The organism is Erythrobacter sp. Alg231-14 (assembly GCF_900149685.1).
Lineage (GTDB): Bacteria > Pseudomonadota > Alphaproteobacteria > Sphingomonadales > Sphingomonadaceae > Erythrobacter.
The window spans coordinates 1,711,363-1,732,362 of sequence record NZ_LT702999.1 but is presented as its reverse complement, the minus strand read 5'-3'; the positions used below and the strand labels follow the sequence as shown (position 1 = coordinate 1,732,362).

Annotated in this window: 26 protein-coding genes; 7 read left to right on the top strand and 19 right to left on the bottom strand. The window is 54.3% G+C overall.

The genetic code is table 11. The features are described 5' to 3' along the window. Positions 1 to 5: 5 nt before the first annotated feature. The 15 genes from BQ8290_RS08235 to BQ8290_RS08165 all read right to left on the bottom strand — a co-directional run bounded on the left by BQ8290_RS08235 (position 6) and on the right by BQ8290_RS08165 (position 13,074). Positions 6 to 2,186, bottom strand: a complete 2,181-nt coding sequence (locus BQ8290_RS08235) for a GTA baseplate fiber-binding domain-containing protein (RefSeq protein ID WP_108789206.1) — start codon at positions 2,184 to 2,186, stop codon at positions 6 to 8. Between the two features lie 20 nt (positions 2,187 to 2,206). Next, complete coding sequence (locus BQ8290_RS08230; protein ID WP_108789204.1) at positions 2,207 to 2,608, bottom strand: NlpC/P60 family protein; 402 nt, start codon at positions 2,606 to 2,608, stop codon at positions 2,207 to 2,209. Positions 2,609 to 2,616: 8 nt separating this feature from the next. After that, positions 2,617 to 3,432 carry a baseplate hub domain-containing protein gene (locus BQ8290_RS08225; protein ID WP_108789202.1) on the bottom strand — a complete coding sequence of 272 codons (816 nt, stop codon included), beginning with the start codon at positions 3,430 to 3,432 and terminating at the stop codon, positions 2,617 to 2,619. Continuing rightward, a complete protein-coding gene (locus BQ8290_RS08220; RefSeq protein WP_108789200.1) occupies positions 3,432 to 5,753 on the bottom strand; it encodes a phage distal tail protein, Rcc01695 family in 2,322 nt (773 codons plus the stop codon). The genes BQ8290_RS08225 and BQ8290_RS08220 overlap by 1 nt, the downstream gene beginning before the upstream one ends. 17 nt (positions 5,754 to 5,770) lie before the next feature. Then, positions 5,771 to 6,343, bottom strand: coding sequence for a tail tape measure protein (locus BQ8290_RS08215; protein ID WP_108789198.1), 573 nt, complete (start codon positions 6,341 to 6,343; stop codon positions 5,771 to 5,773). Next, a complete protein-coding gene (locus tag BQ8290_RS08210) occupies positions 6,327 to 6,548 on the bottom strand; it encodes a phage tail assembly chaperone (protein WP_108789196.1) in 222 nt (73 codons plus the stop codon). Before BQ8290_RS08210 ends, BQ8290_RS08215 begins: the two co-directional genes overlap by 17 nt. After that, complete coding sequence (locus BQ8290_RS08205; protein WP_108789194.1) at positions 6,545 to 6,859, bottom strand: GTA-gp10 family protein; 315 nt, start codon at positions 6,857 to 6,859, stop codon at positions 6,545 to 6,547. The genes BQ8290_RS08210 and BQ8290_RS08205 overlap by 4 nt, the downstream gene beginning before the upstream one ends. After that, positions 6,856 to 7,263, bottom strand: coding sequence for a phage tail tube protein (locus BQ8290_RS08200; protein WP_108789192.1), 408 nt, complete (start codon positions 7,261 to 7,263; stop codon positions 6,856 to 6,858). The genes BQ8290_RS08205 and BQ8290_RS08200 overlap by 4 nt, the downstream gene beginning before the upstream one ends. Positions 7,264 to 7,285: 22 nt before the next feature. Then, positions 7,286 to 7,678 (bottom strand): tail completion protein gp17, encoded by a 393-nt coding sequence (gene gp17, locus BQ8290_RS08195; protein WP_108789190.1) that lies wholly within the window; start codon positions 7,676 to 7,678, stop codon positions 7,286 to 7,288. A 165-nt stretch (positions 7,679 to 7,843) separates the two neighbouring features. After that, the gene (locus BQ8290_RS08190; protein WP_108789188.1) at positions 7,844 to 8,401 is read right to left on the bottom strand and encodes a head-tail connector protein; all 558 of its coding nucleotides are present in this window, start codon (positions 8,399 to 8,401) and stop codon (positions 7,844 to 7,846) included. Between the two features lie 166 nt (positions 8,402 to 8,567). Further along, on the bottom strand, positions 8,568 to 9,677 hold the full coding sequence (locus BQ8290_RS08185) for a phage major capsid protein (RefSeq protein WP_108792145.1): 1,110 nt from the start codon (positions 9,675 to 9,677) through the stop codon (positions 8,568 to 8,570). A 161-nt stretch (positions 9,678 to 9,838) separates the two neighbouring features. Continuing rightward, positions 9,839 to 10,252 (bottom strand): HK97 family phage prohead protease, encoded by a 414-nt coding sequence (locus BQ8290_RS08180; RefSeq protein WP_108789186.1) that lies wholly within the window; start codon positions 10,250 to 10,252, stop codon positions 9,839 to 9,841. Beyond that, the gene (locus BQ8290_RS08175; RefSeq protein ID WP_108789184.1) at positions 10,249 to 10,557 is read right to left on the bottom strand and encodes a DUF6127 family protein; all 309 of its coding nucleotides are present in this window, start codon (positions 10,555 to 10,557) and stop codon (positions 10,249 to 10,251) included. Before BQ8290_RS08175 ends, BQ8290_RS08180 begins: the two co-directional genes overlap by 4 nt. After that, the gene (locus tag BQ8290_RS08170) at positions 10,554 to 11,723 is read right to left on the bottom strand and encodes a phage portal protein (protein WP_108789182.1); all 1,170 of its coding nucleotides are present in this window, start codon (positions 11,721 to 11,723) and stop codon (positions 10,554 to 10,556) included. The genes BQ8290_RS08175 and BQ8290_RS08170 overlap by 4 nt, the downstream gene beginning before the upstream one ends. A 25-nt stretch (positions 11,724 to 11,748) precedes the next feature. Continuing rightward, the gene (locus BQ8290_RS08165; RefSeq protein WP_443112313.1) at positions 11,749 to 13,074 is read right to left on the bottom strand and encodes a DNA-packaging protein; all 1,326 of its coding nucleotides are present in this window, start codon (positions 13,072 to 13,074) and stop codon (positions 11,749 to 11,751) included. 860 nt (positions 13,075 to 13,934) lie between these two features. On the opposite strand from BQ8290_RS08165, the gene BQ8290_RS08155 reads away from it, so the two are divergent. Beyond that, complete coding sequence (locus BQ8290_RS08155; RefSeq protein ID WP_443112336.1) at positions 13,935 to 14,453, top strand: YqaA family protein; 519 nt, start codon at positions 13,935 to 13,937, stop codon at positions 14,451 to 14,453. 66 nt (positions 14,454 to 14,519) lie between these two features. On the opposite strand, the gene spt is transcribed toward BQ8290_RS08155, so the two are convergent. After that, on the bottom strand, positions 14,520 to 15,767 hold the full coding sequence (gene spt / locus BQ8290_RS08150; RefSeq protein WP_108789176.1) for a serine palmitoyltransferase: 1,248 nt from the start codon (positions 15,765 to 15,767) through the stop codon (positions 14,520 to 14,522). A gap of 14 nt (positions 15,768 to 15,781) precedes the next feature. After that, positions 15,782 to 16,024: a phosphopantetheine-binding protein gene (locus tag BQ8290_RS08145; RefSeq protein WP_108792141.1), complete on the bottom strand. Its 243-nt coding sequence runs from the start codon at positions 16,022 to 16,024 to the stop codon at positions 15,782 to 15,784. A gap of 151 nt (positions 16,025 to 16,175) precedes the next feature. On the opposite strand from BQ8290_RS08145, the gene BQ8290_RS08140 reads away from it, so the two are divergent. Further along, entirely contained in the window at positions 16,176 to 16,754 is a 579-nt protein-coding gene (locus BQ8290_RS08140; RefSeq protein WP_337661224.1) for a Pycsar system effector family protein, read from the top strand. Here BQ8290_RS08140 and BQ8290_RS08135 read toward each other — a convergent pair. Beyond that, entirely contained in the window at positions 16,751 to 17,119 is a 369-nt protein-coding gene (locus BQ8290_RS08135; RefSeq protein ID WP_108789174.1) for a response regulator, read from the bottom strand. The two genes, BQ8290_RS08140 and BQ8290_RS08135, sit on opposite strands and share 4 nt — an antisense overlap. 59 nt (positions 17,120 to 17,178) lie before the next feature. On the opposite strand from BQ8290_RS08135, the gene BQ8290_RS08130 reads away from it, so the two are divergent. Genes BQ8290_RS08130 through BQ8290_RS08110 form a run of 5 tightly spaced genes read left to right on the top strand, consistent with a single transcriptional unit; the run spans position 17,179 to position 20,504 of the window. Further along, positions 17,179 to 17,550 (top strand): DUF3572 family protein, encoded by a 372-nt coding sequence (locus tag BQ8290_RS08130; RefSeq protein WP_108789172.1) that lies wholly within the window; start codon positions 17,179 to 17,181, stop codon positions 17,548 to 17,550. Beyond that, positions 17,547 to 18,176: a hypothetical protein gene (locus BQ8290_RS08125; protein WP_108789170.1), complete on the top strand. Its 630-nt coding sequence runs from the start codon at positions 17,547 to 17,549 to the stop codon at positions 18,174 to 18,176. The genes BQ8290_RS08130 and BQ8290_RS08125 overlap by 4 nt, the downstream gene beginning before the upstream one ends. Beyond that, positions 18,173 to 18,628, top strand: a complete 456-nt coding sequence (locus tag BQ8290_RS08120) for an Atu1372/SO_1960 family protein (protein WP_108789168.1) — start codon at positions 18,173 to 18,175, stop codon at positions 18,626 to 18,628. Before BQ8290_RS08125 ends, BQ8290_RS08120 begins: the two co-directional genes overlap by 4 nt. Continuing rightward, a complete protein-coding gene (locus BQ8290_RS08115) occupies positions 18,625 to 19,353 on the top strand; it encodes a glycerophosphodiester phosphodiesterase family protein (protein WP_108789166.1) in 729 nt (242 codons plus the stop codon). Before BQ8290_RS08120 ends, BQ8290_RS08115 begins: the two co-directional genes overlap by 4 nt. Further along, positions 19,350 to 20,504 carry a GNAT family N-acetyltransferase gene (locus BQ8290_RS08110; RefSeq protein ID WP_108789164.1) on the top strand — a complete coding sequence of 385 codons (1,155 nt, stop codon included), beginning with the start codon at positions 19,350 to 19,352 and terminating at the stop codon, positions 20,502 to 20,504. The genes BQ8290_RS08115 and BQ8290_RS08110 overlap by 4 nt, the downstream gene beginning before the upstream one ends. 7 nt (positions 20,505 to 20,511) lie before the next feature. Here BQ8290_RS08110 and BQ8290_RS08105 read toward each other — a convergent pair whose 3' ends face one another. After that, entirely contained in the window at positions 20,512 to 20,838 is a 327-nt protein-coding gene (locus BQ8290_RS08105) for a sel1 repeat family protein (protein WP_108789162.1), read from the bottom strand. Between the last annotated feature and the right edge of the window lie 162 nt (positions 20,839 to 21,000).

Sequence of the window (21,000 nt, the reverse complement as noted above, 5' to 3'; positions counted from 1 at the left end):
CGAGGTTAGTTGATTGCAGTGAGATAGAGAGGATTGGATTGTCCAAATGTGCCCAACTGACGCGCCCATATCGGCCCATGCCCATATTGAGCCACCAAGCCAGATTGTTCCGCGTCAGACAGACTAAAGCGCGGCTCTGTCACAACCCATGAAACATGCGGTGCATCGGGAGGCCCGAAGCTAACCGTGTAGTTTTCACTTTCTTCAATCAACGGCACTTCGGTCGCCTGGGTCCAGTTCCATTGGCCCCGAGCTCGTCGGGTCCAGCACAGTTCCAATTCGTTGTTGGAATGCAGAATAGTCTGAGAATGAACGGGACTTGGGGGTCGCAAGGACAACCCAACGTTTTGTAGACCGGCAAACACAGGGTCTTCGTCACCACGGCCAATCGCCGCTATTCTTGTTGCTAATGTGGATGGCACCAAGGACGGGTCAAGGATCGTTAGTCGGTCATCTAGGAGCACCGTCGTGGCACCTGCTTCGTGGCCGTCGAAGGCGGCGAACTCAGTGCCGGCCCTTCCACGTAGCAATCCGCTCAAGCGCCAATACCCGCCGGACACCATTTCCGCGTGCAAGAATTGGATCACTTCATCGGCAACTAGGAGCCTGTTCTCGCCCATGGCGAGCCCTGTCATATCACTGCTTGCAAAAGACAAATCGGCTGCAGGAAGTTGAATCTCAACTGCCGATTCGGGTTCAAACAGTGTGCAAGCCGAGCCAGGCAGTGGGGTCGCGAGCGTTCCGAAGACCGATCGGTCACTGCCGGTCAATCCGATTTCGTTAAGAGTATTCCCTTGTTCAACAAAGAGAGCAGCGCCGCGCCACCCAATGCTGCTAGCGGACGTCGCAGCAAATAGAAGCGGGGTCGACGTATCGCTCGCGCTATCTGGAGGCACCTCGACTGCGGTTAAGAGCGTTTGGGGTGCCGTAAGGTCCAAGGGGACATTGCTTGATCCGGCATCGCTGGGAATCTCAGCTCCCAGTTGCGGCGCTAAACGTTCAAGGCTGAGCTCAATTCCGCGATCAAACCACTCCCAGCTTTTAATTAGCCAAAACCCATTGGTGTTAGGCATTCGAACGACACTTCCGGGACCGATGTTGGGATCAAGTTCGCCAATGCGCCAGATGATCTGTTCATCGTTCCAACGCGCCCTGTTGGCGTTTGAGTTCGCCAATTGTCGGGCGCCTTCGGCCGTCATAGCAGCGGGCAAATCGACAATTGCCTCTCTTCCTTCTGGGCGAAGGCCCAATGCCCTCTGAACTCCGGGCTGATAGTCACGATCCTCATCGTAGTAACGCACCGCCAGCGGTTCCTTGTCGAGAATGTCTCCGCGACGTTTGTGACGTTCGTCTGCGGTTCCGCTGTCTTTGTCAGACAATTGCGCTGGCAAGACTGCGACATCAGACGGCAGCGTATTGGAAGCCGCAAAGCTCAAACCATTAGCGGTTGTGACGCAGGTAATTGGAAAAACGCGGTCGATTGCTGCGAGAGACGAACCCAATGCACCGCCCTCATCTGAAAATCCGCGGGCGTTTTGTAACGTCACGTCGCCGGAAACACTGGCCGTTTGCGGGATGAGCTGTCCGAGAGACACCGAAGAATCGTCGGCAGCAAACACCTCGAATGTAAGAGCAGGGATGCGGTTTCCGAAATCGCCCAATTGAAGGTCTTCGAAAACCAGATAAGCACAGTCTCGAAATCCCGGGGCGTTGGCGCCTCGATCGGCGGCGATGACAGGATCAACCAAGTTGTCGCCGGTTCCAAGATAAGTCCGCATTATACCATCGACCTTTAGGTCGCCGCTGGCCCCCCGAAGCAAGTTTCCATCGGCCCAAATTCTGCCGATCCTGTCGATAGGGGTGCTCGATAATGCCACGGCAAAGGAAGCTGAATAAGAATAGGTAGTTGTAGAAGGTTTGCCTTTGCCTCCTCCGCTCTTTGACCGTGTTTCGACCAGCTCGGTCGACCAGATCACGGTTCCTGCCACCCGCATCCGGCCGAAATGCCTTGGTAATGGCTGACCATAGCTTGAAGTGGTGACTGACAATTCGCGTAAACGGGGTCCTTCGCGGTTGCCGCCCCCAAAGATCGCGGAATCGGCCTGTTGCCCAATGAATGCGCCAAGCGCGCCACCGATTGGGCCACCGATGGCGGTGCCCACGGCGGTAAGGATCAGAGTCGCCACTGCGCTCTCCTCTTAAGAAATTATGTTAAGCGCCAATGGGCTAAACATGCTCGCGGAATTGCAATTGGTTCGCGGACAACACGTTTGAGCCCGGCATGCGCATGGATGCAGGATCGTTCGTTCTCGAAGATGACCAAATGCTGTTGAGCAGGGCCTGGCCGAAGCATCATGACATCGCCCGGCAGAACCCCGTCGGTGACATCGATGAAACCAGATTTGTGCGCGAAATCGGACCAAGCCAAAGGCCGCGTATTGCGAAGACTATATCCTTCGGGAGCATGATATTCACGACCGATAGTCTGGAGACTTACGCATACTAGTCCGACACAATCGAGGCCGTATGAAGGATCGCGGCCATGCAATCTGAATTTCGTACCGAGGAACTGAGACGCCGCGTCAGCAAATTGTGCGCCCACATTCATACGCGCATTCAACCCGAGCTCTGGCCGTAGCGAGCCAAGAGGTCGTTGCCGGGTAGAAATGGTTCCCCTCGAAAATTGACCGCATTGCTAAATCGAGAGGCGCACGTTGTTAAGGTGTGATCGCAACCTTCAATTAATTCGGCCGGAGTCCCGATCGGTACGCTGGCGTCGATTGGTCTGTCCAACGTAAGCCAATTGGCGTCGACACTCAGGATGCCAAAGGGCTTGCCGGTTTGTGGTCCGTTCAGAAAACGCAGTTTTCCGTCAACGTGGTTGGCACTTGCTACATTGTTAAGTTGCACTCGGTTTAAGTCGAGATCCAGTGCGGTTAGGGCAACACGATCGGTAAACTTATTGGCTGACAAGCCGCAACCGGGGCCACAAAAAAACGCTCGACATGTCGGGCTCGTCCTAGGCACTATGTCCTGCTCCAGCACTTGTTTTGCTGATTTCAATTCTGCTGAAAATCCTCGACTATCATCTTCAATTCTGCCGAGTGCGCCGGAGTAGATTGTATGATGTTCTAAGGTTTCCCAGTCGACGATGCCAATTTCAATAGCAGCCCGATCAAATAGACCGGCTGAGAGTTCAGAGCCTTTGATGGAATCATGGCTGAGCGCACCATCCACTCCGGCACTGTCTTCGGATAGATCGGATGTCATGCGGATGGCGGCAGGTACCATGCCCGGTGCTGCTCGATGTCTAAGTCCGGCGAAGACAAGATCGCGATCATGGCTGGTAAAGCCAAGGGCGATCCCATCCTGACGAAATATGCGCCAGAACGTCGCTGTCGCATCGAGCTCTCGATCAAAGAAGACCCGCATTACAGTTCTTCCTTGAGCTCGATCAGCGGAATGCTTGGTGCTTCCCCGGCTTCGAAATTTACTCCCGATATATCGATCCGATCTTCTGCGAAACGAACCGGCACATCAAAGAGGAAACCAGCGCGAATTTCTGCTCCTTCGGCGGGAGCCTCAGCAAGCGTTAGCAACCCTTGCTCACTAAGTGTCCAGTCCAACACAAGGTTGCCGTCAACGCTCACAAGCAACGTTTCGATGCGAGGGCGGCTGATGGATCGCTGTTGAGGATCTTCAGACGATCCGTATGATTTGATGAGCTGAAAATCGGCGCTTTGACCGTCGCCCAAACCAATCAATTGATCCGACATTGTCGGGGTCCCGGTCATACCATTGGTGCTATGATCGAAAGGATCGCTGATCCGAAACCCTTTTGCCGCACCGCGCCGTGCACGGAAGAATGCAATCAATTCGGACAATTCCGATTCTGATCGAATTCCTGGGCCAACGTCAAAGTGCACACGTGCATCGGCCCAAAGGGAGTTTCGCCGTTCATGTCCAGAGGCGGTAACCGACACTGAGGTTGAAAATTCGGGCGCCACGGCAGTGCTCCTGCCGAGGGGGAAAGGGTAAAGCACATCATCAAAAGCTTGCATCGGGTCCTCTCCGGTTGGGGGTAATCGGGTGTATCCATCGCGATTGATTTGTGGTTGCGCCCACACATAGCGGCGCGAGATTCCGCGTGTTGCCGCTTCATCAAGACCGGCATCAATTCGCGCCCAGAAAGTTTCGGCATCCGCGGGGTCGAGGACAAATCCTGCCAGATAGTCTTGCTCTTCAATTGGATATTGCAATCGCTCATTGGCAAAAATGTAGGCTGAACGGCGCAAGGCATCTGCGCCCCCGGTTAGCCAGTCGTAATCTTCCAATTGAAGCCGATCGAAGGCGGGCTTTGCCCATCCAATCGGCAGGTTTGCCCTGAAGAGTTCGGGCATTTGTGGATCAAGAATGGTTGGCGTGAACGCCAAAAGAAGCACCTCAGTAGAGCCCGAAGCTGCGGCGCGAATGTCTGTGGTTAGATCTGCGGTGGATTGCGCAAGCAATTCTCCCGCTTGATCGAGCAACGCAATTTCGGTTGCTTTGAGCGGTTGACGCATATCGAGAATTTCTGGCGGAGAACCGCCAAAGAGCGCTTTGGCTGCGTCATCGTAAAGACAGATTTCCCCTTCGGAGGTGGTCCACCACCACGGTTCCCCGATTTGGAAGCGAACAGGCTGAGAGGCCTCTTCTAAGAGACCAACAAAAGCCTGCGTGCTTGCGCTCAACCATGCCATGGCGTGACTGTTGGCCGGAGACAAAAGCGTGGATGGGGGTATCCATCCAGTGAGAGCTTGGTCTCCGTTTACGGTTCGCTGTTTCCAATCGTCGGGACAGAACGCATCGAATAATTCATATGAGATGGAAGCAATCAGCTCCAATTCATTGGCATTGGCGGCGGCAAAGAAATTGGCGTGCCATTCTCTAGCGGGTTGGCATAGTTCGCCGTTCGGCACGACAAGCAAATCGCCGTTAACGTAGGTGAGCCGCATGAAATGGCTCATGCCGACATAGTGGACTATGTCCTCGCGATAGCCGAGACCAACCAGACCGCGCAGCAGCCTGGCCGGTGTTTGATCATAGCCATCATCATATGCGGTCGCGATCCGCTCTCCATGAACGGGCAAACGGACGTCGCCGATCTCAAGCATTCCGTTCAGACCATCGGTGGTTATTCTCGAAACCGTTACCTTGCCGTTGAAGCGCTGCGAAAGGGGTTGCGTGCTGCCCGCCACATAGTCAGGCGCGACAAGGGATATAAACATGCGATCAATATCGGCCGCATGGATGGGCGAGCCAGGGAGCGTGAAGCCGCTGGCCAGATTTGAGAACGGCAGCTCAATCTCGGCATCGGTTGGGCTGCCGCTTGCATAATTCCACAGTCTTACGAACCAGGTGCTTGGTGTCCCGGCCGCGTCTCTTCCTTCGATGGTAAGTGTAGGGCCGTTCGCTGCGTTCAGTGGAATGATGCCTTCTGATTGCCAGCGGAAGCTCAATGTGGTCTTCGAATAATCGCGACTGGTTTCGTAGGCGAGCAATGGGTGGTCGAGGCTATCTACACTATCCCAGATTAGACCGACGAGTTCACCCTCATGCTGCAACTCGACATCAATTTGCATGCTGTCCGCGCCCGTTGTGATAACCGACGCCATTGCAGGGCGAGGAAAATTCACGGTCCAAAATCGTGGGTCGAACCGTTGAATAAAGCTCGATTCTTGTGTGCGGCGATCGTTCACCAGCCAAAATGCCATGGTTGTTCCCCCGTCTTTCAGCGTTCTTGGATGGCGCGGCGGACAGCGCTTGCAACTTGTCGCGACGATCGTTGCATGGCTGTTGGTGCAGAAGTTCCACGCGGTGTAGCCAGTTGTATTGCCACGCGAACATCTCGGCCCGCACGGACCTCGCCTGCGTTCGCCGCGATCTTGCCGGCGCTGGTCGGGACAAAAAGCTCCGGGCCGTTTTCTCCGACAATGAATCCTCTGCCCGGTGAGACTGGCCCGCCGGTGGCGCGGCCGGGTAATCCAAGCAACGCGCCGAGCGATTGGCCGATTATGCCGCCAAAGCCAGAACCAGGCCCGCCCAACACAGAGTTCAGACCAGAGTTGATGGCGTGAGAAGCAATGGAATCCAGAGTATTGAACGCCACCCGTTTTAGGTCATCAAATCCCAAGCTACCTCTGCGAAGGGCAGATAGGAGCCCACGTTCAAGAACAGAGCCCGCTTTGCCGAACCCATCAAGTAGCGAGGAGTCGAGCGCGCTGCGCATGCCTTCGAGGTCAGAATTGAAGCCATCGGTTGTTGCCCGGACTTCGATCACGAGCTCTTCAAGATTGTCGTTCATTGTTTTCTCGCTCCAACATTTGCGCAATGCAATCTCGGCTAGGTGCCGTGGTGTTCTGTATGTTTTCCGGAGGACGAAGTGCTGCGGCCAGCTCGGCGGGGGTGGATTGCCAAAATTCGTCTGGTCGCCAACCAAGAATCTGAGACGCTAGACCCCACCAAAGGGAGGTTTCGGCGCAGAGACCAACAGCCTTTTCGCGTGTCATGCGCGGCCTTGCAGCACCTGAGCCAAGATTGTCCGAACTGGTTTGATAGCTTCCACCAAACCCATCTGCAGCACCGCCTGTCCAACGATTTCCCGCGCAGGGCGTGGGTGATGGTCGATACAGTGCCAAAGAATGGCCGTGATTTCAGAAACGGTCATGCCGCCTTGCGAAGCGCGTTCTACTAAGGCGAAAAGCGATCCAATTTCTTCTTCTGCATTGACCAAATTCTCAAAACTCGGCCGTAGGCAAAATTTAGAGTCTGCGCATTCGAAATTGGCTTCGCCCCTCAACCTATTAGCGATCCGGCTCATGCAGGGGTCACGGGACCGGAGCTCTCGAGTTGGAGCGTGTAGTTGCGCTCCCCGTTGAAATCTCCGGAATAGTCTAGCCGTTGAACGAGAAAGCGACCGCGCAGACGCTCTCCATCTTCGAAAGACAATTCATAATCATCGATGACACCCGCCAATGCATGGGCACGGATTGAGGACTCCGCCTGACTGCCGAGAAAGATTCCAGCGGCGCTCACAGAAACTGACCGAGTGCCCGCTCCGGAAAGCAGGTCACGCCATCCACCTGATTCTTTGTGTGTGACGACCACCAGATCACCATTGATGGACAATTGTGTTGTCCTCAATCCGGCTACGGTTTCATAAGAGGGGCTGGCCGTTCCGTCACCGATTTTTAGTAGGAATGCGGATCCATTTTGCGCTGGCATATGTTCTACTCCGTCTTAAATTTTATGGTTGAGGGGCAAAAATGCGAAAGCGGAATTCAAGCAGCGCGCCCCGAAGATTGCTGTCTCGCTCCTCGCTTCTGGCTCGTAAGAATCGGATCGATGCGACTTCGAAATCGGATTGAAACGGCGGCAATGCCAGGACACGGTTTTCAATCGCATTGATGAGAGGACTATCGGCATCTGTCTCATCGGTCCGACTTTCCAACTCCAAAGCGATCCGAACTTCGCGACCTGCCCGATCCTTGGTTCCCCAATCCGTGGAAGCGCTTGCTGAAATGCCTAGCCAAGGCGCACTTGCGCTGATTGGCGTTTCTTCTTCAATCGCGTTGATCGGGATCAAATTCGGGTCGCTGCGGAGCCAATCTATGAGATCGGCGCGTAAGGAATTTTCCATAGTCTTAGTCCCATCTCAGATCGGGCCACAAAGACGCAACGGAGCGCCAATTTGGTTCGCCAGAATGGCGGGCCGTGGCGATCAAGCCGCTGTTCTTGTGAGCTATTGTTCCGGCGTGCGTTGCAAGACGCCGAATGAGGGGGTCGATCGCCGCCTTAGCGACGATCATTGCAACCGCATCGTGCGCCAAGGCCGCCACAAGGCGGTGACGCTTGAAGGTGCGGAAACTTCTTTCTTGGCGTTGCCGGGGCGATCGCGGTCACGGTAATGATACGCAGCGAGGCGGATTAATCCCTGTTTAATCGCAGCAGGGAGGGTCTCCCAGTCCGATGCAATACCCACACGCAGTCGGATTGCGACAGCTTGCCCCTCCACGCTTTGTAGCAAGGTGAAACAGGCATTCCCGATGGCTTGAAATTCGATTTCATATTTGTCCGGATTCAATGCGCTTTGCGCACCATCCAATCCAACAATCTGTGCCACAATGAGCGATGAAACCGGTCGTGATGCAATCGCATATCGCCCTGCACTTGTTGGCATTTGCTCTTCGATCAGCTGCGATAGAGGAGCTTGCCCGGTGAAGGCCTCGCATACATCCAAACTTGCCCGAAGCAATCCAATGAGGAGTTCGTCTTCGTTTTGTCGGCTGATGCCCAGCCACGCTTTTAGTTCGGCCAGCGCGGTCGCGCTTACATCGGCTGGCTCTAAGATTGTCCGCCGCATCACGGTCTCCTGCAAACTAGTCAAAACAAGGTGCACCCGCGCCGCTTTCGCTGAGCAGGAGAGCCGCCCGGAGCGGCGCGGGTGCGAGGTACCGGCAAAGGAGAAAGGGGGAACTCAACCTTGCCGGGGACTCAAGAACGGCCTGATTGGCCATTCAAAAGCTTAATCAGGCCTCGATCTTGAGCAGCTTGATTGCGTTTGAATCGAGCACTTGCCCACCCACACGTTTCGTGGCGTAGAAATGGACAAACGGCTTGTTGGAGAACGGATCGCGTAAAACGCGAGTGGCACTGTGTTCCGCGATCAAATAGCCATGACGGAAATTACCGAAAGCAATCGGAAATTCGCCAGCACCTACGTCGGGCATGTCTTCCGCTTCAATCACAGGATAACCGAGCAATCGATTAGGTTGGCCTTCAACCATGCCTGGCTGCCAAAGAAATGCGCCATCTGCAGTTTTCAATTTACGGACCGATGCCAGTGTTGACGAGTTCATGACGAAACTGGCCCCCTGGCGGTGACCCGATTTGAGTGAATGGATTAGGTCGATCAGCTTGGCATCAGGTTCGCCATCAAAACCGTTGGCGTCGCCCGAACCGATATATTGCAATTGACCAAAGCCGCGCACACCGTCTTCGGCGGTGCTGTTTGCTGCCTGCAAGAATCCTTCGGGTTGGTTCGTGCCATTGCCGTTGACGAAAGCGGTTCCTTCCGCGCGGGCGAATTCGATCGCGATCTCATTGGCAAGCCAAGATTCGAGGTCAAAGGCCGCATCGTCCAACATTGATTGGCTAGCGGCCGGATTGGCGTAGAGGTCGCCGCTAGGTGGAGCGATCTCAGCAAAGTTCGGCGTGTCGGTTTCGGGGCGTGCCGCTGTTTCGCTGACCCAGCCAGATGCTGTGCCGCCTGTCGCAACAAGCTTGCGGTATCCAGATGTGCCGGTTTGAACCACTTGGGCGATTGAACGGATGGGGCTAATTTCTGACAATTCCCGCGCGATCATTGCATCAATTTGTCGTGGAACTGCGAATCCACCATCCGATAGAGTTCCGCCGTTGATCGATTTGACTTCGTTCTCACGACCGCGACGCAAATAGCCATCTACGAAACCTTTAACCTCGGCAGTGGCTGCAGGAACCCCACCGATCGCTGGGCGGGACGCCGCGCGGGAAACTTTGTCCAAACGTGCTTTCACTTCATCAACATCGTTGCGGAGCACTTTGATATCGGCTTCGGCCTGATCTTGGCGGGCAACCACATCAAAACTTTGTTCCATTGGGTCGCCCTTCGACACGGGCAAAGCGGACGCTGAGTTGGCGGCTTGGGTACCGGCGGTTGGCGAGGGGATTGTGATATCCATAGGGTATTTGGCCTTTCTGTAGGGCAAGAAAAAGGCCGCCCCTTTTTGGCGGCCTGACGGGTAGGTTGGAGTGAGAGTTAGGAGATGAAATGCACCCGCGCGCCATGCTGAAGCGGATGAGTGACGAGACTAACTTCGAACAGATCAACGGCGCGCAAATCGCGCCAAAATTCATGCTGGTGTGCAACCCGGGCGCGATACCCAAAGCTCAATCCGTTCACCTTTTTCTGGCGCAATAAGGCTGCTGCGCGGCTGTTTGCGTTTTCCACTCGCGCGATCACGCGCAATCCTCGCGCATCTTCTGCGACCATTTCTATCGTGCCGATTGGTTGGTCCGGGTGGTGTTGCCACAATAAAGGCAGTGGTTCTGAACGTTGGGCAAGGGTCGACGCGAATGCACCGCGACGAATGATGTCTCGGTCTGCATCGGGAATATCAAACAAACCGGCATAGCCAGCGAAGCGGATGATATTGTTCGCGAGTTCGGTCATTGCAAAATGTCCCAAACGCCAAGTCGAACAGCGATGCCAATAAGAAGCGCAGCCAAAGCACCGCGCACGGCCCAGCCCATGAAAGCTTTCCATGCGCTCGCTTTCGCGTCTCGCCATGCCCCAAGCAGCTCTCTCAACTCATCGAGATCGCCTTCGGCTCCTGCATCGGCTAGGCCGAGCCGCTCAAGCACACGTTCAGCCGCAAGTTCGCTCGATTCCTCAACGATGGCGCGCAATGTTACCAATTCAGCGCCCTCCGCATTGGCCTGCATCATCAAACTGGCGAGCATTTCTTCATGAGTCACTGAATGTCCTCCTTCGCTGGAAAGCCCAGCATTTGCCGCTTTTCCGTGCGGCTCAGGAAATCAGCATCGGACACTTGTTTCCAAAGACGTTCGCGATCTTCAGAAAGCGCTGTAATGCGATCCAGATCGACCGTGATGGCACCATCCGGAAACCACGTGGACAGGCCCTCTTCTAAAGCGGCAAACAACTTTTCGGACAGCGGAAGAAGGGTGAGCCGCCAGAGGGCCCGATTGGCCTCCCGATAGTTCGAATAGGTGTTGTCGCCAGGCAGCCCCAACAACATGGGCGGCACGCCAAATGCCAACGCGATTTCTCGTGCGGCTGCACTTTTCAAAGTGGCAAAGTCCATGTCAGCCGGCGACATAGCCATCGATTGCCATTTCAATCCGCCATCGAGCAGCATTGGTCGTCCAGCGTTCAAGGACCCCGAAAACGCAGTTTCAAGTTCGCATTTCAATCGCTCAAATTGTTCATGGGTAAGACCGACGCCATCACCTCCATCATAGACCAAGGCACCAGACGGACGGGCCGCGTTTTCCAGTAGAGCCCTGTTCCAATCTGACGCAGCGTTGTGGATCGCGACTGCTTGTTGAGAGGCCGCTAACGCGCTGGCGCCAAGATGATCGTCGAGGGGGTGCATGGTTTTGATCTGTATGATGTTTGGCCATCCGCCATCGTCGTTGATCGGGATGCGAATTGGCTCTCGTCCTACCGTGTATTCATACGCGTACGGCCATCCATCATTGCCGGCGATGACCGTCATGCGGTCAGGGCGAAGCGCGTACAATTCGATTGGTTTGCCGTTCGCGTCCTTGATGACTTGGACATAGCCATTGCCGTGCAAGAGGATGTGTGCGGCCAGTGTTTCGACCAAAGATTGGCCTGCGCTCGTTGCGGTGACAAGCGCCTCGAGCTGGTCATCATTGATGGTAATCGGCGCCTGCCCTACGCCTTCTGAAACAATTCGGACGGCGCGCTGTGCAATCGGATTTCCGAGAAATCCATCCTGCACCGCCTGTTCGTAGCGATAAGGGCGATCGCTGGGATTATCCATGAACGCGGGCATCCATCCATGGGTGTTCCCGGGAAAGTTTCCCTGTGCAAGCGGCACACGGTTTTCCTCCCCGCCCTTAAAGGCGGCGAGCAGGGTGTCGAGCATTGCCATTGCAATTCCTTTTTGATTTGATCCGTCAAATGTGACGCACGCTTGGCCGTGCAGCGGTGCCAAGCATGAGTTCGGTCAACGCCCAAACGAGCGCGTCTGCGCGATCTGGACTCCGGCCAGGGCCGGAATAATCGCCGCCAATAAGCAATCCGCACATTTGATCTTCGAGTTGCGGGAAACTTCCGCAATGGATGACCCGCCCCGATGAATAGAGAGCGGCGACTGGTTCGGCCCGCGCCGCTTTTCCTCGACTGGCGTGAACCAGTCTGATCGGCAATCTATTGTCGGCAGCGCGCAAAACGCTTTCAACCATTGCGCCGCCTTGGTTTGCCTCGGCTACGACACGATCCGCTTCCCAATGCTGTGCGGCGTCGGCGACTGTTTTGGCCCAACGATCTGGTTGCGCCTTTGCGACAGAGCAATCCGCGAGAATTCGGGCAACCCCATCGTCGCCCAAGCCAGCGACAATGATGCCGCATTCATCCCCATGCGAAGAGATCGGTGGGTCAACGGCCACAACGATGCGACACAAACTATCGGTTTTCGTTCCTGCATTTGCCTGTTCAAGCATTGCGCGGGTCCAAAGAGCGCCTTCGATGTCACGAAGCATCTCACCCGCTATTTCTTGTCGGGCCAATTGGCTTCCTGCAAATTCACCTTCAATCGCTTCTAAGAACCTTTCAGGCAGGTTCATGGCGTTGTCGTAGGTTGAACCGCGCGTGATCACGCAGCTGCCATCTTCGGCTTGGTCCAGCAGTCTTTGCACCAATGGCACCGCGCGCGGCGTAGTGGTGACGGCCATTCGCGGATCGTTGCCCAACCTCATTCCCATCAAGAGATTGTCAAACGTCCGAGTGGCACGATTGTGCGACAAGGGCCACTTTCCAATTTCATCACACCAAGCATGACTGTGTTGCGGGCCGCGCAAGCTTTCTGGCTCGGCCGCCGAATATAGCTGCACTTGTGCGCCATTTGGAAAGCGCACTCGGCGCAGCGACGCTTCGAACATTGGACGCCGTTCTGGTGGAGAGCAGGCCAACAAGCCGCTTTCTCCCTCTACCATAACGGCACGAGCTTCATTGAGTGACGAAGATACAAGCGCGATGCGCGCCTCGCTTTGGCTTTCAGCAACCAACCTGACCCATTCCGCCCCTGCGCGAGTTTTGCCAAATCCACGCCCAGCCAGAATCAGCCAAGTGCGCCAATTTCCTTTGGGTGGCAGTTGAGCGGATCGCGCCATCATTGCCCAATGGAAATCGAACTCGTTGCGTTCCTCTTGATTGAGTGCCGCTGCTATCCGATTTTGAACACAATCCTCTTCTTGGGCGAGCCAATCGATCCGTTGTGTCAATTCGAAGAACCGGAATGGTTGCTTGCTCGTAGTCTTTCATTCCGAACATGCTGACGGATCGCATTCACCTTACGATCAATCGACGCGCGGACATCTGCGGCGCTGACATTTCGTTGCGCCGCCTGCGCTCGAACTGCATTGTCACGGTGAGCCGACAGCAAGCGAATAGCGTTTGCAAAATCATATTTGTCGGCAGTGTCTGTCTGCAAATCACCCTCGCGCATTCGCCGCAGCACTTCCATTTCTAAATGAACATACCCTTCGTAAAGCGCCGCCAACCAGTCGGCGGCAAAGGTGGGCTCGTCGCGGCGTGTCTTATATGCTCTGCTTGAACTGACGCCTGCTTTCCGCGCTGATTCTGAGACATTTGAACTCTCACCCAAATGATCCAGGAATATTGATCGCCAATGTGGGTTTAGCCGAAGGTCGTCCCTATTGTTGTGTTCAGATTTCTTCTTTGTGCGATTGGGGCGCGCGGCCATGACTGCCCTCCCATTCAAAGCAATAGAAAAGGCGGCATCCGCAAAAGAATGCCGCCCAATGCGATCGCGCCAAAGTGGTCGGGGCGAATCGCTATTTCTCGATGTTGCCTTCTTCTAACCAAAGAGCGTGACAATGTCAATAATAAATAACCTATTTGGTGATATTGTTCCAGTTGCATACTGGCTTATGCTGGCCTAGTCCCCTGCGCATCGATTGTGGCAGATGAATAAGGACGCCGAACATTGGCTTGGCTGCGAGCACTATACAACTGGACAATGGACAAGGCGGCTCACCCAAAGGCGGTGTGGTGGCTGGCGTTCTTCTGTTTTATTGAATCGAGCTTTTTCCCGATTCCTCCACATCCTTTGCTGGGGCTGATGTGTTTGGCTGAGCCAAAAAAGGCGATCCGCTTTGCATTGGTGGCTACGCTGTCTTCGGTACTGGGCGGCCTATTCGGATACGGCATCGGTTTTCTTTTGTATGAATCGGTCGGCGTCTGGTTGCTGGGGATCCTCGGGTTAAGCGAGAGCTTTCCTGTCGCCGCATGTTACATTCGTGAACAAGGCGCCTTGGCCGTCTTCTTCGCTGCGGGCACGCCCGTTCCGTTTAAGTTGATGACGATCACCGCCGGGTTCATCGAAATGAACTTGCTGACCTTCACGCTCGCTGCTCTTGCAGGGCGCGCTTTGATATTCATGGTCGTTGGGATTTTGTTCCAAATATTCGGCGCGCCAATCAAGCGTATCATCGACCAGTATCTGGGATTGTTGACCAGCCTATTTGTGGTCTTGGTGGTTGGCGGATTCATCGCTTTCACCCAATTTGCAAAGGGTGATGACAATTCCGACGCACCGCACATATGCGATGCCGCGACTCTCGAGCAAGTTAGCGAATAACTCGCACCTCGCCGTGATTGGTGAGGCCGATCATTGAGAACCGATTTGGTTCACGCCGGGCTGGGATTAACCAATTATGCCGACTGCTTTTCCGGCGCGTTCAAACATGGCGAGGATCGTTTCGACCTCTTCCGAAGAATGCTCGGCGCACAATGAGCACCGCAAAAGTGTCATGTTTGCCGGTGTTGCTGGTGGGCGGGCGAGATTGACATAAAGGCCTTCTTTCAAGAGGGCCTCCCACATGCCTGCACCGCGTTCGAGGTCCGGCATAATGACCGCCACGATCGCGCTTTGCGGTTCGTTAGTTCCCAGCTCAAAGCCCATTTCGGTCAAGCCAGCATGCAGCCGCTTTGAATTTTCCCAAAGGTGCGCGCGCTTGTTTGAACCATGCATCAATTTGCGGATCGATGTGGCTGCTGTCGCGACAACGCTCGGCGGTAGGCTGGCGGTGAAAACATATGGCCGGCACACCAGCCGAAGGATATCAAACTTGGGGTGGTTGGAAACGCAAAACCCTCCGACAGTGCCGACGCTTTTTGAGAATGTGCCGATGATGAAATCGACATCATCCATCACGCCTTGCTCTTCGGCCACGCCGCGGCCATTTTCCCCAATGAAGCCCATGGAGTGCGCTTCATCAACGAGGACCATAGCGCCATATTTCTTGGCGATCGCGATCATTTCTTTGAGCGGGGCGACATCGCCCAACATCGAATAAACGCCTTCTAGAATGACCAATTTCCCAGCACCTTCTGGGATTCGGCGAAGTCTCTTCTCCATCGCTTCGATATCGTTGTGACGGAACGGGACGATTTCCGCATTGCCCATCGCGCAGCCATCGTAAATTGACGCGTGGCTATCGATATCAAGAACAACATAGTCGCCTTTGCCAGCGATCGTCGCGATAATCCCCAAATTCGCTTGGTAACCCGTAGAAAAGACCATGGCATGGTCCATCCCGTAAAACTCTTTGAGCGCGTCTTCGCATTCACGGTGGCCTTGATAGGTCCCGTTTAGGACGCGGCTACCGGTGGTGCCCGCACCGTAATTATCCAAAGCTTGCTTTCCGGCATCAAGCACGTCGGGGTCAAAGGTCATCCCCATGTAATTGTAGGTGCCAAGCAGAATAGTATCGCGCCCATTACACATCGCCCGCGTCGGCGAGAGGACTTCTTCCATGACCAAATTGAATGGGTCCTCCACCCCGCTAGCCAACAGCGTTTCGCGAGTTTGGATAATCGGATCAAATTTTGAAAAGAGATCTTGCGCCTCGGTCGCGGGAGGTGCGTCTTTTGCCATTGCGGTATCAGTCATAGAAAACGTCTCTATCAGCTATCTTGCAGCTTGTGCACTGCCGTAACCAAAAGACCATAGGTTTCGATTTCAGCCTGCTGGTTCATACTGATGATTATGTCGAATTCGTCTTCGATTTCAGCGACGAAATCCATGACCGTCAGGCTGTCAAATTCGAGATCTTTGGCAAAGGTTGTCTCATTGGTGATTGTAACGCCCTTCTTGTTGAAAGGCTCAATAAGTCCGCGGATGCGTTCGTCGACTTCGGCTTCGGTCATGATGATGTTTGCTCTTGTTTGGCCATGATGGCGTGCAATAAATTCTGGGTTTGTCCCAACTTCAACGCCTGAAAAGCGTTTAGGGACCAAGCTTGTCAAGCTTTCCCACCACTGGCACATGCTTAAACCGCGAATGTGGGGGTATAACGCTGTGAAACAAGCCGAGGCCGAAAATGCCGCGAAAGATTGTGAGCCGGAGGTTCAATCTGAAGGCGACACGGCATCTGCGCGCACATTCTCGCCGCAATCAATTCATCTTGTCCGCACCGCGCAAATGAACACACTGACGCTTTCCCAAATGGCCGATCAAAAGGCGTCTATTTTGATCGGCGCGACATTTGTCGTTTTCTCTCTCGCCGTCACGCGCCTCATTGGAAGCGAGATTAATGTCTCCACCTTGAGTTTGGCCGCCACAGCATTCTTGTCTTCCTTGTGTGCGGTGATGGCTGTCCTGCCATCTTTGGGTAAACCGCCAAGGGATCCCAAGGCCTTTAACCCGCTCTTTTTTGGTCACTTCGCTGCGATCAGCGAGGATGAATGGACCGAGACTTTGATGGATCAATTTGCAACAGATGAAACGCTGTTCCGCACGATGTTGAAAGACATCCATCAAAACGGTCAGGTTTTATACAACCGGAAATATCGTTTTCTATCCTACGCATACCGCATTTTCTTAGGCGGTCTGGCCATCACCATGACGATTTATTGTGTCGAAATGCTTGCTTTCTAGGTCGGGACCAATTCCTTCACCGCATTCATAAACGGCAGGATCGAAACGGGTTTTGACAGATAGCCCGCCGCCCCTGCTGAACGTATCCGTTCTTCATCACCCTTTGCCGCGAAAGCGGTTACGGCCAAAACGGGAATCGATTTCAAATCCTGATCTTGTTTCGCTGCCAGAATTAAATCTACGCCTGACATTCCCGGCAACTGAATGTCCATAATGATAAGATCGGGGGAAGTGTTGCGCGCCGTTTCCAAAACGTATTGTCCATCCGCAACCGGCTCTACGTCGAATCCATTTGCTTTTAGCACGTCACAGAACAATCTGCGGTTGAGGTCATTATCCTCGACAACCATAATTCGCTTTGTCACTGAATGTCCCAACCAAACTTGGCCAATTTAGAGTTGGCCGGAAAACACCGACCGACACTATGGCTCGATACCGGAATGTCGCCCAAAACAACCTATCACAGACGAAGGCAACGACAATCTCAGACTTTTCCGATTCTGACCGTGATCCAGACCACTCCAAATCTCGATCGCAAGAGGCCACGACCAGAGCGGCCACCTTGGCTTTGGCGGCGATCGGTTGGTTGTTGCAGGACGAGGATCGTGCCGAACGGTATCTCGATCTGACGGGCCTAACCCCCGATAGCTTGCGCCAAGGACTGGACAATCCGCAAATTCTTGGCTCAGCGCTGGATTTCCTTGCCAATTACGAACCCGACCTTATCCGCGCCGCCGAAGCGCTTGCCGTGACCCCAGAAGAATTGGTCGCCGCCCGAAAGGATTTAAACAGATGAACCGCCCTCTTATCATTAGCGACTGCGATGAAGTGATCTTATATATGGTCAAGCACTTCAAAGATTGGCTGGAAGACAGCCAAGGCGTCAATTTCAATCTCGAAGGTCAGAATTTTGGCGAGGCGTTGCGTTGGAAAGAGAGCGGCGATCTGCTTGAGCCGTCCGATATCTGGAAGAAACTGGGAGGGTTTTTTGACACAGAAATGGACAGCCAATTGCCTATCCCCGGCGCGGTTGATGCACTCAACGCTTTGACCGAACATGCCGATGTTGTGGTCCTTACCAATTTGGTTGATTTCAGACGCGATCAACGCGCCGAACAATTGGCAGCGCAAGGGCTCCACGCAAAAGTCTACACCAATCAGGGACCTAAGGGCCCCGCTCTCAAAAAGATCATCGAAGAGTTTGAACCGAGCCGGGCGGTCTTTATCGATGACCTCGCACAGCATCATCAATCCGTCCGCGAAACCACACCGGATGTCATGCGACTGCATTTTTGTGGCGAACCGATGATCGCCAGTGCGATCGATTGTGCGCATCAATCTGGGAATGCGGACGCGCGTATTGATGAATGGGAAAAGGCACTGCCTTGGTTGATCGAAAGAGTGGAAGGGAAATCCGCATGAGTATTGAAGCGCGTCTAAAAGAGCTGGGCATCGCGTTGCCCAAAGCGGCGGCCCCTGTGGCCAGTTATATGCCGGTTGTGGTGCATGGCGGATTTGCACATGTTTCCGGGCAATTGCCATTTGTCGACGGCGAATTGGCGGTCGGTCGATTGGGCGAAAACGTAGATCTTGACGGCGGTACCAAAGCGGCGCGCGCGTGTGGTTTGATGATCCTGGCGCAATTGAATGAAGCCGGCTTGCTAGAAAAAGTAGAGCGCGTCGTAAAACTGGGAGCTTTCGTTAGTTCAACGGGAGACTTCACCGATCAACCGAAAGTGGCGAATGGCGCTTCGGATTTGATGTTTGAGGTCTTTGGTGAAAAGGGCCGGCATTCCCGCGCGGCCGTAGGAGTGCCCGTTTTGCCATTGGGTGCCGCGGTTGAAGTTGATGCGGTTATCGCCATCGCCGAATGACGATCCGCACAGGCCCGCAATGGTTCACCCGCCACACATACGCGCATCGCGGGTTGCATTCGCGCGGGGTCATTGAAAATTCCAAAACCGCCATGGAACAAGCGGTCGCTGTGGGTTTTGGGATCGAATGCGATATTCAAATGAGCGCGGACAAAGTGCCGCTGGTTTTTCATGATTGGGATCTTGATCGGTTGACCGGCGACCATGGTTCCGTCGCTGATCACAACGCGACCAATTTGTGTCAAATCCGTCTTAAGGACTCCGACGACACGATTTGGACCCTGGCAGACTTGCTTGAATTGGTCGGTGGCAAAGTACCAATCTTGGTCGAAGTAAAATCGTTTCCCGAATTTGATATCGATAGTGCATGTGCAGTGATTAATGATGTGGTCGCAGGCTATTCTGGCGCATTGGCTGTGATGAGCTTTGACCCGCGTATGGGCGAATGGTTTGCGCAGCACTCTGCCGATGTTCCGCGCGGTTTGGTGTGCACTGACACTCTAGATCACGGTTTCTTGAGCGCGTGGAGACAGCCGGGCGCCTTGGAGCGGGCAAGCCCTGATTTTCTTGCGATCGATGTGCGCGATCTGCCCAATGCTATGTCACAGATTTGGCGTGAAACGGGCCGCCCCCTCTTAACTTGGACCGTGCGTACGCAACATGATCGCGCAAAAATTGGCGTGTGTGCCGATGCCGCAATTGCGGAAGGGGATGGGATCGGATGAACGATGACTCGCCCGCTCAAAGCGATCTAACCGTTCGTCTTGCACCCGGCGTTGGACAATTCAATGCAGCTCAATGGAATAGTCTGGGTGGTGACCGTAACCCTTTCATTAGCCACGAATTTCTAACTTCATTGGAAGATTCGGGCAGTGTCGGGGAAGGCACAGGATGGGATCCTGCACCGATCGCCATCACCGATGGGCAAGACCGCCTGCTTGCAGCGATGCCTAGCTACGCAAAGGGGCACAGCCAGGGCGAATATGTCTTTGATCAATCATGGGCTGATGCGCTCCATAGGGCGGGGCGCAATTATTACCCTAAACTTCAAATCGCATCACCGTTTACACCGGCAAACGGGCCGCGATTGTTGCTGTCTGATCCGGCGCTTTCCGGTCACCTGCTTAAAGGCGCGGAGATCGTTTGCGAACAAAATGGTCTCTCTTCAGCCCACGCCACCTTTATTGACCCAGATCAGGTGTCTTTGTTCGAAGACGCGGATTGGTTGTTGCGCAACGATTTGCAATTTCACTGGCTGAATCGCGACTACGACAATTTTGATGGATTTCTGGATGAATTGGCGTCGCGCAAACGCAAAAACCTTCGAAAAGAGCGTGCCGCTGCGCGATCTGGGTTAAGAATTGAGCGTTTGACCGGAGACGATATCAAACCCGAACATTGGGATGCGTTTTGGGTTTTTTATCAAGACACTGGCGCGCGCAAATGGGGCACGCCGTATCTAACGCGCGAAGCCTTCACTTTGATGGGAGAGCGTATGGGTGATCGGATGGTTTTGATCCTTGCCTATGACGAAGGCGTCGCCATCGCTGGCGCGCTCAACTTCATAGGGTCGGACGCCATCTATGGGCGATATTGGGGATGCACACGTGATGTGCGGTTCTTACACTTCGAACTGTGCTATTATCAGGCAATCGACATCGCGATTGAACGGCGACTACCTCGAGTGGAAGCAGGAGCCCAAGGAGGGCACAAGTTGGCGCGGGGATACGAGCCGGTTCAAACGTGGTCCGCGCATTGGTTAGCCGAACCAGGCTTTCGCGCGGCGGTTGCCGACTTTCTGGATCGCGAGCGTGAAGGCGTCGCAACCGATCAACTTATTCTCGACGATAGAACCCCATTCAAAAAAGGGGGATAGCCGAGAATTAGGCGGCGCGACGTTCTTCAGATAACCAACGGCGTGCACGGCGTTGCGCTTCGGCGATTTCCCGGGCTGTCATCTCATCAGAGACATCGGCGCGGCACCATCCGGCTTCTTCATGTCCGCGCGATGCGGCGAGATTGAACCATTTGTGGGCTTCGACCAAATCGCACACAACACCATTGCTGCCGGTTGAATACGCAACACCAAGGTTGAACAAAGCAGCGACATCACCCGCAGCTGCTTCCGAAAGAAACTTTGCAATCGCCAGATCCGCAACTCCATCGTTAAGCGGTGTGGCGTCGTCGGTTTTAATCGTTTCCAGTTTCATGTCTCGTTCCCCGTTTCGGCGTCTCGCATGACGCCCAATTCTTGTTGCGGTCCAACCCCGTCCGGATCTCGCAACGTCAGAAGTCTCGAATCATGGTCAACAAATGGTTAACGCGACGGTTAATTTTTTAGTCAGCGACCTAGGATCGCATGAAAAATCTGC

Coding starts and splice junctions, on each gene's coding strand:
- BQ8290_RS08230 (WP_108789204.1), bottom strand. CDS start 2,608: ATGAATGTGGGCGCACAATTTGCTGACGCGGCGTCTCAGTTCCTCGGT.
- BQ8290_RS08225 (WP_108789202.1), bottom strand. CDS start 3,432: ATGCGGGTCTTCTTTGATCGAGAGCTCGATGCGACAGCGACGTTCTGG.
- BQ8290_RS08220 (WP_108789200.1), bottom strand. CDS start 5,753: ATGGCATTTTGGCTGGTGAACGATCGCCGCACACAAGAATCGAGCTTT.
- BQ8290_RS08215 (WP_108789198.1), bottom strand. CDS start 6,343: ATGAACGACAATCTTGAAGAGCTCGTGATCGAAGTCCGGGCAACAACC.
- BQ8290_RS08210 (WP_108789196.1), bottom strand. CDS start 6,548: ATGACACGCGAAAAGGCTGTTGGTCTCTGCGCCGAAACCTCCCTTTGG.
- BQ8290_RS08205 (WP_108789194.1), bottom strand. CDS start 6,859: ATGAGCCGGATCGCTAATAGGTTGAGGGGCGAAGCCAATTTCGAATGC.
- BQ8290_RS08200 (WP_108789192.1), bottom strand. CDS start 7,263: ATGCCAGCGCAAAATGGATCCGCATTCCTACTAAAAATCGGTGACGGA.
- gp17 (WP_108789190.1), bottom strand. CDS start 7,678: ATGGAAAATTCCTTACGCGCCGATCTCATAGATTGGCTCCGCAGCGAC.
- BQ8290_RS08190 (WP_108789188.1), bottom strand. CDS start 8,401: ATGCGGCGGACAATCTTAGAGCCAGCCGATGTAAGCGCGACCGCGCTG.
- BQ8290_RS08185 (WP_108792145.1), bottom strand. CDS start 9,677: ATGGAACAAAGTTTTGATGTGGTTGCCCGCCAAGATCAGGCCGAAGCC.
- BQ8290_RS08180 (WP_108789186.1), bottom strand. CDS start 10,252: ATGACCGAACTCGCGAACAATATCATCCGCTTCGCTGGCTATGCCGGT.
- BQ8290_RS08170 (WP_108789182.1), bottom strand. CDS start 11,723: ATGGCAATGCTCGACACCCTGCTCGCCGCCTTTAAGGGCGGGGAGGAA.
- BQ8290_RS08155 (WP_443112336.1), top strand. CDS start 13,935: ATGTGTTTGGCTGAGCCAAAAAAGGCGATCCGCTTTGCATTGGTGGCT.
- spt (WP_108789176.1), bottom strand. CDS start 15,767: ATGACTGATACCGCAATGGCAAAAGACGCACCTCCCGCGACCGAGGCG.
- BQ8290_RS08145 (WP_108792141.1), bottom strand. CDS start 16,024: ATGACCGAAGCCGAAGTCGACGAACGCATCCGCGGACTTATTGAGCCT.
- BQ8290_RS08130 (WP_108789172.1), top strand. CDS start 17,179: ATGGCTCGATACCGGAATGTCGCCCAAAACAACCTATCACAGACGAAG.
- BQ8290_RS08125 (WP_108789170.1), top strand. CDS start 17,547: ATGAACCGCCCTCTTATCATTAGCGACTGCGATGAAGTGATCTTATAT.
- BQ8290_RS08120 (WP_108789168.1), top strand. CDS start 18,173: ATGAGTATTGAAGCGCGTCTAAAAGAGCTGGGCATCGCGTTGCCCAAA.
- BQ8290_RS08115 (WP_108789166.1), top strand. CDS start 18,625: ATGACGATCCGCACAGGCCCGCAATGGTTCACCCGCCACACATACGCG.
- BQ8290_RS08110 (WP_108789164.1), top strand. CDS start 19,350: ATGAACGATGACTCGCCCGCTCAAAGCGATCTAACCGTTCGTCTTGCA.
- BQ8290_RS08105 (WP_108789162.1), bottom strand. CDS start 20,838: ATGAAACTGGAAACGATTAAAACCGACGACGCCACACCGCTTAACGAT.